Annotated in this window: 11 protein-coding genes; 1 reads left to right on the forward strand and 10 read right to left on the reverse strand. The window is 31.6% G+C overall.

The genetic code is table 11. The features are described 5' to 3' along the window. Positions 1 to 162 precede the first annotated feature (162 nt). From H625_RS13175 to H625_RS0101770, 10 genes are all read right to left on the reverse strand, one after another. Positions 163 to 2355, reverse strand: coding sequence for a glycosyltransferase family 2 protein (locus tag H625_RS13175; protein WP_026858345.1), 2193 nt, complete (start codon positions 2353 to 2355; stop codon positions 163 to 165). Further along, positions 2345 to 3226, reverse strand: a complete 882-nt coding sequence (locus H625_RS0101730; protein ID WP_026858346.1) for a hypothetical protein — start codon at positions 3224 to 3226, stop codon at positions 2345 to 2347. The genes H625_RS13175 and H625_RS0101730 overlap by 11 nt, the downstream gene beginning before the upstream one ends. Positions 3227 to 3233: 7 nt before the next feature. Then, positions 3234 to 3707, reverse strand: coding sequence for a hypothetical protein (locus H625_RS0101735; RefSeq protein ID WP_156897168.1), 474 nt, complete (start codon positions 3705 to 3707; stop codon positions 3234 to 3236). Positions 3708 to 3750: 43 nt separating this feature from the next. Next, positions 3751 to 4557, reverse strand: a complete 807-nt coding sequence (locus H625_RS0101740; RefSeq protein ID WP_026858348.1) for a hypothetical protein — start codon at positions 4555 to 4557, stop codon at positions 3751 to 3753. Between the two features lie 109 nt (positions 4558 to 4666). Next, on the reverse strand, positions 4667 to 6490 hold the full coding sequence (locus H625_RS0101745; RefSeq protein ID WP_026858349.1) for a hypothetical protein: 1824 nt from the start codon (positions 6488 to 6490) through the stop codon (positions 4667 to 4669). Between the two features lie 53 nt (positions 6491 to 6543). Beyond that, entirely contained in the window at positions 6544 to 9087 is a 2544-nt protein-coding gene (locus tag H625_RS12400; RefSeq protein ID WP_156897169.1) for a glycosyltransferase, read from the reverse strand. 85 nt (positions 9088 to 9172) lie between these two features. Beyond that, positions 9173 to 10177, reverse strand: coding sequence for an SH3-like domain-containing protein (locus H625_RS0101755; RefSeq protein WP_026858350.1), 1005 nt, complete (start codon positions 10175 to 10177; stop codon positions 9173 to 9175). Between the two features lie 99 nt (positions 10178 to 10276). Beyond that, positions 10277 to 11530 (reverse strand): nucleotide sugar dehydrogenase, encoded by a 1254-nt coding sequence (locus tag H625_RS0101760; RefSeq protein WP_026858351.1) that lies wholly within the window; start codon positions 11528 to 11530, stop codon positions 10277 to 10279. Positions 11531 to 11561: 31 nt separating this feature from the next. Then, positions 11562 to 12191 carry a ParA family protein gene (locus H625_RS0101765; RefSeq protein WP_035784928.1) on the reverse strand — a complete coding sequence of 210 codons (630 nt, stop codon included), beginning with the start codon at positions 12189 to 12191 and terminating at the stop codon, positions 11562 to 11564. 10 nt (positions 12192 to 12201) lie between these two features. Further along, on the reverse strand, positions 12202 to 12723 hold the full coding sequence (locus tag H625_RS0101770) for a YveK family protein (RefSeq protein ID WP_026858353.1): 522 nt from the start codon (positions 12721 to 12723) through the stop codon (positions 12202 to 12204). 93 nt (positions 12724 to 12816) lie between these two features. On the opposite strand from H625_RS0101770, the gene H625_RS0101775 reads away from it, so the two are divergent. Continuing rightward, positions 12817 to 14016 (forward strand): hypothetical protein, encoded by a 1200-nt coding sequence (locus tag H625_RS0101775; RefSeq protein WP_026858354.1) that lies wholly within the window; start codon positions 12817 to 12819, stop codon positions 14014 to 14016. Positions 14017 to 14021 lie beyond the last annotated feature (5 nt).

Consider the following 14021-nt stretch of genomic DNA (forward strand, 5'->3'; position numbering starts at 1 on the left):
GTTTCTCTTTACTTATATTTAAATTAGTTCCACAATTCTAATCTTATCAGTTTAATATATAATTTTTTATATTATAAAAACTCCCTCTAAATGTAGCTTATTTTTGTAAGCATATATTCTAGAGGGAGTCTATTATACAGTTAATTTATAAAAATTTTATTATCATTTTGACATTTTATTCTTTATATAATTAGTTTCATCATTAAAATAACTATTATATTCAATGTATATGCTAAATATTTTCAAAATAATTTCTTCAGCTAATTTTTTTTCTTCATTCGAGTTGATTTGATTTAATTTATTAAAATACCAATTCTTAATATAACTATTAAATCTATTCTCCATATAAAAATCGATTAAATTCTCTTTCTCTAAGAATCTTTTGCGTTCCATTTCAACCATGTAAAATTTTTCGAAGAATTTATGAGTAACAGTATTAGTAACAGATCCTTCAACATACGCATAATAAGAATGAACATTTTTATCAATTACTTTTAACATATTGCATTTTAGGAGCAATTCTTGAAAAAATAGAGTGTCCTGCCCTGCTGCCCCTTCAATCATTGATATTTTATTAGTAGTTATAATATCTTTTTTTACAATCAATGCCTGAATACTTTGCACTGATAGATTTGTGTCTAATAATAATTTTTTCATATTCTTAATATAAGGGTTTTCTCTGACTTTCATAATCTTATTGTAATAACTAATATCATTTCTTTTCACATTATCTTCTCTAACAATATTACCTACCACTATATCAAGCTCTTCATCTGCTTTAAGTTCATTTAAAAGAACTGTGTATCCGTCTTCAATCGCCTCATTATCTGGATCCAGAAAGCTAATATACTTACCTCTAGCCATTTCCATACCAACATTCCTAGGTCTAGAAGCACTACCTGATCCATTTTCAAATCTTTTATATACTATACCAGGGTAGTCATTACGTAAATCTTTTATAATACGAATTGTATCATTATCCGTACTACCGTCATCAATGAATATTATTTCTATCTCTTCTAAACAAGTCAACTTTAATATACTATTAAAACACTTATATTTTAAATATCGGCCATTATTATGTATAGGAACAATCAGACTTAGTATTTGTTTATTATTTGATTCTAAATTTTTATTTTCAATATAAAAGGGAATTTTTATATTTTTTAAATTATCATTATAAAATACAGAGTTATTCCCATACTCTACGGAACTATTACCTAAAAATATTATTGGTAATATCATAGTTTTTTCTAAATCATATTTAAACGTTTCAATATTGATGTCAATCTTGTTTAATGTACTATCGACCTTCATATACATATCTTCATTAAACCCTGGCAAAGTATTCGAAAGTGAGTAAGGCTCGATGTATTGCTTGCTTAAAAATATATTACTTAGATCATTTAATATATTTATAGATGTATTATTAAATAACACGGTATTTCTATTCTCATTTATAATATCCCATGCTTCTTTTTCAGGTAATAATTCTATATTATACCCACTTTTGCTTACATTCATAATAACTGATGGTAAAAGATTATTTATATAATAATTATAATTTGTATATAGAACTTTAGAGTTCAGGGCATAAAATAATACATTTTTAACATCTTGCATACTGTAAGGATTGTTTGAGTGATAATAGATATATGTAATATTTTTAAAATTATTCCAGTTGTATTCCCTCTCTTTATATATATTAATTTTCTCATCGATAATTTCAGGTATAAAAGATTTATTATTAATTAAAATATCTATAGAAGAAAATTTACTGACTTTCTTTAGTAATTCTTTTAAATTTAATTTATAATGATAATCCTTTTCGTGAGCCATAGTAAGATCAAGAAGTATTTTTTCATTAATATCATTCGAATAGTTGATTAAAGAATTCAAATCAATAAATTCCTTAATACTTATAAAAGAAGATTTAGGCAACATTAATTTTTCTTGAATTGACTCAGATACATATAATTTAATATTATTGTTTTTTATAATTTCTTCAAAATATGCATACCATTTTATATTTGAAATTATGTGAACGATAGGTATATTTCTTTTTATTGATTCTTCCATACAAATTTCATATTCATTCTTGAATTTAATAATATCTGTATAGTCCTGCTCGTCATTCATAGGTTCCGAAAGTATAATTAATTCACAATTTTCTAAAGAGTTTTGACCTGATACTTTCTGTAAACTACATATTTCTTGTGCAAACAAAGTATTTGCTAGTGCATATATATTTGTATTAAGCGTTATATTCTTATTATTAAATAACGTATCGAGCTCAGAAATTTTAGAAATCACATTAGAACTTCTATCAAAATTTGTAAGATAATTAATCGTCATAACTATCACCTAAATATTTTTTAATATAGAGTTTTTCATTTTCATTTTCATAAGTTATACTCTCACTAATTTTACGCATTTTATTTTCTAGTATTTTGATTCGATTTTCATTAGATTTATTACTTTCAAAAAGTTGCGTAATAAAGTCAACTATTTCTAAAGTTTTTATATCATAATTATCACTCTGGGGATCATAAATTAAATCCTTAGTTTTTACCCAGTATTTTTTTTCATCTATTTCAATTCTAATAATATTTGTGGCATTAATATATGAATTTATTTTGTATTCACGGCTTTTTTTAATTTCAGAGACTTTAGTATTAAAGGTACTAGTGGCAAATAAAGGAGTGCCCTTATGAAGATGAATTTCAGATTCTTCATCTTTTTCAATTAGCTTATTAATCATATCGTCTCTTACTGGAATTAAGTTTTTCCCATCTATTCTTGATATAAATAAGTGTTTTTTATCATTATAATAAAATAAATAATGTATTTTCACTAATTTATCTGAAAGTTGTAATATATCATTCGAATAGTCCCTATCATTGAAACTATAATTCTTATTAATACTTTCTTTCAATTTCCCTTTTACTTTAGGGATTCTATATAATCTTATTAATGTAGTATTTGAAATTTCCGTCCATCCTATATTCTCATTATCGACTTTAAGTTGTGCGATTTTCTTATCATTTTTAACAGTTTCATTTGAAATTTTAACTATTTTATTCTCTAATAGATTATTCATTCCTATAATTTTATCTAATGATGAGTTATTGAATATAAATTTAGTGTTCTTATCAATAAAAATGTAAAAATTATTTATACTAGTTTCTTTTAAATTATTTTTAATCTGCAGTAATGAATCAATCATTCATATCTCATCCTTTAGGTGTGATTCTTATACTTTCAATTTCAAAATTACCATGTCCAATAATTTTAAAAGTTAATCGACATTTATCGTCACCTGTAAAATCGATTATTTTATTATCATTTTCTATACGTGTTAATTTACTTTTAGTTTTTTCTTTATAATGTATTATATAAGGTATCAATTTTAAATTGTCATTATTAACCACAATATTAAATTCATATTTATTAAACTCTTCTAAATCAATCAGAGAATGTAAGGGTTCATTTTCAAAATTATTATTTAATGTTTTGTATGACAAATAAAGATTTTGTAAATCATTTTCTTCTACTATACCTACTAAGTTATTATTAACATTTTTTAAAGAAATTACATCTTTAGAAAAGTAAAATTGGTCTTTATTCAAAGAGTAATCTTTAGTTTTAAATTTTGCTAAATTAATTTTTTTTTCAAGATTATCCAGTTCGCCAATGATATCCTTCATATATATACTCTCAAATAAATTTTCATACTCTTTAATATTAATTCTAATCACCCTTTGATTCTTTGTTTATAATTTTCAAATAATATTGGTGTGATTTATTTAATTTATTTTTATATTGAAAAATTATACTTTGTAGTAAAGCCTCTGATGGATTATTCAGTTTAAATTTCGAATTAATTTGTTGAAGATCAGTTGAAAATATATCCACCCATCCAGTTTTATTCTCATATTTAAAGCGTACAACATTTTTTGATGGTATTACAAAATCGGTGCAAAATTCGATAGAGTCTTTTTCAAGATAAGATAACTGCTTGCTTAAAGAACTATCTTTATAAATTATAGAATTCTTCCTTATACGGAAATTTGTAGTTTGTTTAATTAAATGATCTAATTCAGAGCTAAGAAAGAATCCTACTACTTCATCTTTAAAAACTATCATTTCGTAAAGACTATCATTGAATATAACAATTGAAGATGAGTAAGCTATTTTAGTACAAACTTCATCATATAAACTTTTATCTAAATTCAAATATTCATTTAATTCATTGTAAAATTTTAACGTAGAGTTTAGCTTTACCTGTTCTTTCTTTTTAGGAATAATAAAAACGCTATTTAATGGTTTGAAGTACCCTTCAATATTATTAAAATTAACTTTACAGTAATATTCACTGCCTATTAATACAAATTTTTCTACTGTTACTACTTTATAATTAATATCATTTTTTTTCCCTACTATTAAGTTCTTTCTGATATCTCCATATATATTAAATTCTTCTTTTTCTATGACAATTAAACTACAATAAACATCAGATTCATTAAATAAGTTTCGTGATATATCATTGAATTCCATATTTTCAGTCCTTTGTAAACTTGGAGTAATTACAACTTTCTTTCTTTTTTTTCGGCATATTTAGAAAAAATATTATAATGAAGATATCTGATATATTATATAAAATATATCAGATATCACTAATTTTAATACGCCCAGCCTGTTGCCAAGATGACTTTTCGAAAACATGATTGTAATCTATTCTAATCATCAGTTCCTGGAATGGTTCAAGAGTCACTACATAACCTTCATACAAATCCACAACATCAATACTTTTATACGTTTTATTATCAAGTTTCATAATTTTAACATTAATGTATTTTCTGCCATTTTCTTTATTAAACGTACTCTTTAGATTCAATATTTTTGGTTCATGAGTATTGTTCTTCGCTTTAAACACATACTGATTCTGCGGACCTACAAGTTCAGATTCAGGTTTAATTATAAAACTGCCGTCTTCATTTTTTGTTAGAGCAAGCTGATTTAATTCATAAATCTTCAGACCATTAATATACTCATTGTTCAATCCGATTTTTTGATAATCTACATTAATAGTTTTCTCATTTACCCCTATAAACAATAGTGACGGCCAATATTTATTAATTAAAGTTTTATATAATACTTTATCTTTACGCTCCTGAATCGACGGCGACTGCAGGAGATCTATAATTCTCCGTGTATTTACAAAGATGAAGTCGAGCAGCTCAGGGTCTGTTTCCTGAGTTACGTTACTGTGCCAGTTCCCCATTCTGCTCTCCAGATGGAAAATTTCAAAGTAATGCCTGCCTTTCCCTACCCCTTCATTATGGAGGTTACGTTTATAGTATTCATTAACTAAAGCTTCGTAATTCGGCAGTTTAACCGCTTCTTTTGAGACGCCGTGTATAAATTCCGACATCTCTTCAAAAGTGTCCGGCTTATGGTTTTTCTTTAAAGGAAAGTCTGATTTCCCCATGCCGTATACTGTCGACTTAATATGAAGCGCCTTATTAAACTTTCTTTCATTGCGGAAGTAATCAATTAACGAGAATGAATGTGCCGTCTGCAATGTTTTCAGGGCATTTTTTCTTTCTTCCCCTTGTAAATTATAGTCTGCCAGATCCACCATTGTGTGATTTACATTTAAGTTGGTACCGATAGTTTTAGTTACATACATATCAATATCGTAAACCTCCTGTGCCCGCTCGCTGAGACGCGCAAGATTCGGGTGAAGGTATGTAATATATTCTACCTTTTCACTGAAAGAGTTGGTTAGTGCCATTGAGACCCGGGAATCATAGCCTCCTGTTAAAGTCAGTATGATTTCTTTCTGAGAATTTTTTAGCCACTTAATCATTTCAATAAAATATACTTCCAGTTCTTTAATAACTAAATCAATGCTTTTAGGAACAATCTCTTGATCCGGATAATATCTCTTAAATTTCCATGTACTTAGATTAAGTTTTAAACTGGGATTAAATTTAAATATACTTTCATATCTTGTAAAATCAAATGAGCCTTTCAGTTCATCTCTGAGTGGTTTCACTTCGATATTATTCTGTTTCATTACTTCTTCTATCAGAATATCATGTGATGAAATCACCTTGTGCTCTTCAGCATAATTAATTGGCAGCAGTGCGCTCGCATCTGTATATACTTCTGCACTGCCTTCTTTGTTAACAATCAGCACGTAGCGGCCGTTGATATAATCAAGCGCTCTGTCAATATCATCTGATACTGACAGGCTCTTAAGAATTTCTGTATCTGTTAAATCGCCATTACGGATATCCAGCATATACCCGAATAAGATAAGCTGAGTGTTATTTTCCTCATACTTTATTACGTCCATATCCTGGCTGTGATATAAGGTGTATTCTCCGATATTTATTCTAGAACTCTGTGTGATATTGTCCCCCTGCAAGGATTGATGCAGTAATACATATGAATACGATGTTTCGATATTATTTACTAACACGGTGTTCCCCCCACAAAACGTTGTTTCTCTTAGAAGATGTTATCTGAGCAACATTATTTTTTGTATTCTAAAATCTTCTCTTCGACAAGTGCATAGTCATCACCGATATATTCTTTGTAAAGACTGAATATCTCATGCAGTTTCTCTGCAGCAATGCTCTGATTATTTTCTTCTACTCTTTCAAGTCTCGGCAAATACCAGTTCATTAAGTAATATTCAAAACGATCTTCCAGATATTCGTTAATTAAATCATTTTCTCTCAGGAAGTTAATACGGTATTTTTCCAGCTTTAAGTACTTTTCAAAGAATGAGAGTCCGACTGTATTTGTAACAGAATCAGCAACAGCACCGTAATACATATGAATCACTTCATCGATTGCCTTCACTTTATTAGAATGAAGCAGCAGTTCCTGATAGTAAATCGTATCCTGTCCTATTGCACCTTCAACCATTTTTATATTATTATCATCAATAATATTTTTACGCACTATCATAGCCTGAATACTCTGGGCTTTTAGGAACGAACGTTTCAGGAAAGCTTTGGTATCATCAATCAGGTTGCTCTTGTAGTTATAATGCTGCACTGTTTTATAATAATTGAATATACTCTTTTCATTCTGGTCTTCTTTAACCATATTACCGACTACCATATCGAGACTGGGATCCGCTTCAATCTCCTTGAGAAGTCTGCTGAAGCCGTCTCCTGTCGCTTCATTATCAGGATCAAGGAACGTTACAAGCTCTGTTGAAGCAAGCTCCACACCTTTATTACGCGGTGCTGATGCACTGCCCGATGCTTCATCGAATTCATAATACACAATATCCGGATTACGTCTGATTAAACGCTTCACTATATTGACTGTTTCTTCATCTGTTGAGCCGTCGTTTACGAAAATAATTTCCATATCGTTATATACAGACTGGCGCTTCAGACTGCGTAGACATTTATTCTCAAGATACTTTCCATTATTATGAATTGGTATAACAACACTCAGTTTGTGCGGTCTGCTGCTCTTCACCGGCAGCTCCGTATGAAGGACGACTTCAGTATCATCTATATTCAGTCCTGATAATTCTTTTTCTTTGATTGTTTCAATTCTCGCATCTGGAAGAATATTTAAATCAAACATTGTCAGTCCAATATCTGAGAAATTATCTGTAAAGTTATATTTTTCCTTAGTCCTATCTTTCGTAACAAAGTCCACATCCGCATATTTGAATCCGCTGACCAGTTCTTCAATATAGTTCTCTTCATAGTAATATTTTTCATTATCAAAATAAGTAATGAAACGGTATGGAGATAATCCAATATCATCGAGTTCTTCTATATTAATAAAGTCAATATTTTTATATGACTGTGCTTTAACCATCTGATCGGCGTCTTTATCTTCTGATTTTAAAACTACAAGTACTTTGGCGCTATCAACATCAAGTTCGTGGCCAAGTATTTCATACATATATTTAATTCTGTGGTATGTCGTTTCATAATTCATTGTCTGACGTATACCTGCAGATGAAATTTCTCGAATTGCTCTGTCTGATGTATTAGTTAAAAACTGTGGTACGTCCGTCTTATAATTATATATAAATACATGAGGGAATTTACTGTTCACTCCAACTGAGAAATTAGACAGCAGAATATTACCAAATGCCTGCAGTTCATATACTCTGTTTGCAAACATCGTATTTGAATACTTAACTGAGTTAACGTTAATCGCGTTTCTGTATATTTTATGAGTCTTCATAAGCAAGTCATGCGGCAATGGGTATGATAAGTATTCCATATATTTCGGCGGGAAATGATATCTCTTATTTTCCTGCTTCAAGTTACGGTCTATAATTGTTAAATCTTTTTGTGCTTTAACTACCCCATCAAATGCCATTGCTGATTCCTGGTTTCTGATTGGATATTTCACCATCCAGCTGCCCGCAAAAATAACGTCATATTTGTACTCTTTAAATTCAGGTGCATTAATCCCAATTGGATTGTGTTTATGCGGATTGATTCCAAACTCCAGTTTATACACCCTGTCATGACCGACTGCTTCGATATAACGCGGAATTATTTCTTCTGCTGATGTAAAGACATAATCACATTTTTTGGCAATCTCAATAAACTGATCATAGTTAACAGGGTCTTCTTTTGAGTAGAACAATGTCGGTATATTTCTATCCTGCAGTTCTTTAATCAGTTCATACAGATGATGACGTTCTTCTGACTTGTCTTTCGATACATTCTGCCAGCTGCCGTCGATGCCTTTCCAGGTTGTTGCTACGATAACAAAGTCAAAATCAATATCTATATTGTCTTTGTCGTAGTTAATGTAATGAAGGTTCACAACATCTTTATAAGCTTCATATAAAAACTCATCACAAATAATGCCGACATTTAAATCTATTTTTTTGAACAATCTGGAACCGTTAGATTCTATTACATGTTCAGCCAATCTCTCGACTTCATCGATTAAACCTGGTTTGCCTTGCTCATTGAATAACTTGTAGTACTCTTCCAGAGACAAATCATGATACTGAGTTGATGTCGATACATCTTTATTAAAGAGATCCCCATATGTATCGACATCATGGAATTTAGCCAACTGATATAACCCCAGCAAGTAGTTATCTGAAATACTTACATGAGGTAATACTGATTCATTATTATTAGTCGTCAATACAATACACCTACTTTCTCATTTGCCAGTATTTCGTCTGGAGCTTACCGAAGAACGATTGTTTAAGATTTTTATATTTCTGTTCAACATTTTTACGTTTTTCTTTCTCAAATGCCAATTCTTCTTTTAACAATTCGATATCTTTGTCGACAATTAAATCGTTTACTTCTTCAGTATTTGAAGGTTCTATTTCAATATCAGTATCTCTGTACTGACTTTTCAAGCGTTCAACCAGAGCTTTTGTCATTTTACGTTCTTCTGATACATTCTGAATCAAATCGTAAACGACTGTTTCATCAAACGTGTATTGAGGTTCATATTCAGGAAGGTTTGCTTTGTCATATTCCAGTTCACTCATATCTGTCCAGTAATTTCCCATGCCTGTTTTAACTTTTGCCAGGTTTATATCTCTGAACATATGCACAATAGTAATCGGATATACTTTAGCTTCATCAACCCGCACTTCAGATGTCAGGTTATTAAATTCATATAATTTAAAGTCGTCGGTATATCCAGTTACATTAATTTTTGCTCTTTCAGAACGCACCAGCGTATCTGAAGAGAACCAGCCTTGCAGACGATGTTTTTTAAACAGCGCTTCATATTCAATCCCATCTTTAATCATAATAAATCTGGAATCGAGCATTTGATCTTTCAACAGACTTAAGTTATTTTTAGCTACAACGAAGATTTGTTTATCCTGTTCCTGCATGAACTTATCAAGATCAAGTCTTACATGTTCACGCGGCTTTGAATAAACAACAATAGATGTTTTTAATTCAGCCCAGCCCAGTTCATTGCCTTCATACTCCAAATAGTAGTAATCTTTCTTATCCGCTTTTCTGTGAGCCAAAACGCGCATTATCTGCTTTTGATAATCCTTTAGCTCTCCAAGTTTTTTCATTGACTGTACTGACTGCAGTAAAGGTTTGTTCCCTTTTTCATAAACCCACACATAATGACTGACATCAAATTCTTTAACATGTCTCAAAAATTTATCTAATTTATGTTCCATTTCTCTACCCCGCATTTATGTATTATTAAATTATAAAAAATAAAACTGCAGACAGGTCAGCTATTAACTTTGTCTACAGTTTTTATATTTATATTTATACTAGAATTTTTGAATATTACCGTAGTTGTAGTATTGAACTTCAGAGAAGTTATTAGGTACTACATTCTTAGTATCAAAGATTACTTTGTCTTTCATTGTTTCAAAATCGTTATCAGTTAAGATTTTGAACTCACTGTGGTCACTTAACACTAATACTAATGAAGAATCAGTCACTGCAGACTTCATATCCTTCTCAACAAAGTCCATTTTCACGTGCGGATCGTAAGTATTTACTTCCAGTCCTTCTTCTTTACGGAGCAGTTCGTAAATATCAAACGCTGGTGATTCACGGATATCATCCACATCACCTTTATATGTTAAACCGAAAACAGTTACTTTGTTGCCATTCAGCTTAGACAGCATTTTTTTAGTAATGCTTACTACATATTCAGGCATAGACACGTTGATTGATCTTGATAACTGAATTAACGGAGATTCTTCCGGTGCTTCAGCAATGATGAAGTAAGGGTCTACAGCCAGGCAGTGTCCGCCGACACCAGGTCCCGGTGTGTGCAGGTTAACACGCGGATGCTTGTTAGCCATTTCAATTACTTCGTGAACGTTAATATCCAGACGGTTACAAATCATTGCAAGCTCGTTAGCTAAAGCAATGTTCACGTCGCGATATGTGTTTTCCATCAGTTTAGACATCTCTGCTGTTTTAGCATTTGTCTCGATCATTTCACCTTGTACAAATGTGCCGTACACTTTTTTGCCTGCTTCAACACACTGAGGCGTCATTCCGCCGACAATACGGTTGTTATAAACAAGTTCGTGCATAATCTGACCCGGCAGCACGCGCTCAGGACAGTGTACTAAGTAAATGTCTTCCCCGATTTTAAATCCTTGCTCTTCAAGATAAGGTGCAACGTGATCATCCATCGTACGCGGTGCAATTGTCGATTCCACAATTACAGTATCACCTTTTTTAAGGATAGGCACAATCGACTCAACACCTGACATTACGATTGAAATATCTGCTGATTTGTACTCATCATTGTTGTTTGGTGTAGGCACAGCAATAATATACGCATCTGCTTCTTCAGCAATCGTTGATGCTCTGAATTTACCAGTTTCAAGCACTTCTTCCAGTGCATCTTGTAAACCAGGCTCTTCGATGTGAATTTGCCCTCCATTTAGCATATCTACTGCTTCTTGTTTAATATCGACCCCAACTACGTCAACACCATGTTTTGCAAACATGATTGAAGTCGGCAGCCCGATATATCCTAATCCGATTGTTGTAAGTTTCACTCTGAAACACCCTACCTTTTCTTAATTAAATTCAATCTGCTTTTCTTAGTATACCAAAACTTTTTACATTAAAAAGGTTAATTTTTTGTAAATAGTGATTTAATTCATACCTGTCGTTCTTTTTAGCACTTACTAAAGTCACAGCAGTATCCGCAAGTTCTAAAATCGCACCATAATTTTCCAGCTCTTGAAACTCAGGACCAATAATAAAGATATGATCATAATAATTTTTAAGCGGGCTTAATTTCGACAGTACGTTGTACTGGCCGAACTTATCCATCAGTTCAGTTTCAGGCATTTCTTCCACATGAATAATATCCAATTTTTCATACTTGGTCTGGTTAATCGCTTCACTTAAAAACATGGATATTCTCAGCGTAGAAAACAGATTCGGTTTTGATTTTGAATGAATATATTCTTCAATGCTGCCGGTGCTGCTGCTGTCTAGATTCACTACCAGTACTTTGTCTTTAAGTTCTGTTAGTATATATGCAATATGCATCGCTGCATCCACAGTTGCCATTCTCTGGTCTACAGATGAAAATAGAGTCTTGTTATTTGGATTATCATGATTTTCATTTCTGATGGCAATTGCCGTGTCGTACAATTTATTAATTATATCTTCGTCAAAATCGATTAATCTTTCTTCACTTTCACTCATCGTATCACTCCTAGAAAGTACCCAGTGTTCTTTCGCCAAGATAGTGCTGAATATCTTCTTCAGTACTTATATTTCTGTTGTTCAGTGCCATTATAATTCCAATAGCAGCTCCAATTAATAATGACATTAAAATAATTAATGATTTAAGCGCAGTGTTTGGTGTTTCATACATGTTCATTCCAGCATTATCTGCAGTGACTATACCTTCATCTGCAATTATATCCATTGCCTGAGCATGGATTGAATTGTAGTTAATTCCCGCTTCGGTATTAATAATCAGACTCAGTATATCGGAGCCTGACTGTCCTTCAACACTTGCAACCTTAATATTCTCAGAAACATTATTGACCGTTTCATTTAACTGAATATTTAAATTTGCAATTGAATTTGGTTCCAGACCGTTTTCTAATGTATAATATTCTTCGTACGTTGTACTGGACGGTGGTATGAAAAAATTCACCACGGTACCAATGACGCCAAATGCTAACACACAGATGATAATATTAAGTAAATTTTTCTTTATAAAGTACATCACGCCGACTCCTTATAATTGATTCACTCTATATTATACTATTAAGGCATTGAAATAGAAAACATTCTAAGAATAAACTTGAGGTGCAAATTAATGAAAATTGATATTATAGGCAGTACTTTCACCAGCCGCTTAACAGAATTCAGAAACTTCCCGTATGATGTAAATATTTTTGTGTCAGGACAGAGCTTCCTTTCTCTTCTTTCCAAACCTTATCCGGTGTCAATGAAAGATATTAACACGTCAGATATCGTTGAAATTTCAACAGCTCACAGAGATTTGAACAAAGCGAACCTGACGAAACTCCAGGAGTCACGTTCAGAAGTTCTTATGATAGATCTCTTAAGTGAATTGAATCCGCTTGTAAAATATAATGGTTCATACTTTAACAAAGAATCATTTGAACTAATCGATGAGAAAATAGAATATGAAGACCTGCGTAAAATCGATCAGTTCAAAGCATTAAAAAAACATTTGGACAAAATCATTGAACTGACAAACTTTTATGATCAGGTGATTCTCTTAAATGTAACACCCGGCAATGAACATGATGATTTTATAAACGGGATGTATGAGCTGCTCTATAACAGTATCGATAATAAACTTGTCATAAGTGCTGATAGTTCAAGTGTAAAAGATATTTTTAATGCGCCTATCGAAGCATACGACAGTATCGTTCAGCAGCTGAGAAAATTCAATTCAGACAACTATGAAAACCAGCTGCTCTTCGATGAGAAACTGGAAAACGATATTCTCTCTGTTTACATGAACTATATTGAACCGAGACATTATGTCTACGAACTATATAAAGACGGCCATCGGTATAAAAAGTCTCATAATACGGACTCGAGATACTGTCAGTTTAAACTTGATGAAGGCGGCAAATACCGAATCAGAGTCGCGCCTGATACTGATAGTGTTAAACCAAGATTTTCACAGACATATATTTACAAGGAGTCCAAACTTTCTAACAAAGATACTATGCCTGAGTACGCAGAAATTCCAGGTAAGAAAGATGAATGGATGCTGCTTCTTTTAATTAACCGGATGAATATCAAAGGTCTTATCGGCAATCCGTATAAGTACACGGAAGGCTACATGGGAATTGATGTATATCAGCCAGAAGAAATTACAGTACCATTTATTAAGCATCAGGATTTAATGGAAACTTCACTGGCACTTCTTGAAGAAATGTCCCAAGAAGAGTTAACTGACTTCATTAATGAGCACGGACAGGTTATCAGTCAGTCTTCTCCTGCAATGCAAAAATATATAAATTTCCTTCAACAGTAAAAACG

Source organism: Jeotgalicoccus psychrophilus DSM 19085 (assembly GCF_000425845.1).
In the GTDB taxonomy this organism is placed as follows: Bacteria; Bacillota; Bacilli; order Staphylococcales; family Salinicoccaceae; genus Jeotgalicoccus; species Jeotgalicoccus psychrophilus.

Excerpts from the sequence above, each read along its gene's own strand:
- H625_RS13175 (WP_026858345.1), bottom strand. The coding sequence starts at position 2,355 with ATGACGATTAATTATCTTACAAATTTTGATAGAAGTTCTAATGTGATT.
- H625_RS0101730 (WP_026858346.1), bottom strand. The coding sequence starts at position 3,226 with ATGATTGATTCATTACTGCAGATTAAAAATAATTTAAAAGAAACTAGT.
- H625_RS0101735 (WP_156897168.1), bottom strand. The coding sequence starts at position 3,707 with ATGAAGGATATCATTGGCGAACTGGATAATCTTGAAAAAAAAATTAAT.
- H625_RS0101740 (WP_026858348.1), bottom strand. The coding sequence starts at position 4,557 with ATGGAATTCAATGATATATCACGAAACTTATTTAATGAATCTGATGTT.
- H625_RS0101755 (WP_026858350.1), bottom strand. The coding sequence starts at position 10,177 with ATGGAACATAAATTAGATAAATTTTTGAGACATGTTAAAGAATTTGAT.
- H625_RS0101765 (WP_035784928.1), bottom strand. The coding sequence starts at position 12,191 with ATGAGTGAAAGTGAAGAAAGATTAATCGATTTTGACGAAGATATAATT.
- H625_RS0101770 (WP_026858353.1), bottom strand. The coding sequence starts at position 12,723 with ATGTACTTTATAAAGAAAAATTTACTTAATATTATCATCTGTGTGTTA.
- H625_RS0101775 (WP_026858354.1), top strand. The coding sequence starts at position 12,817 with ATGAAAATTGATATTATAGGCAGTACTTTCACCAGCCGCTTAACAGAA.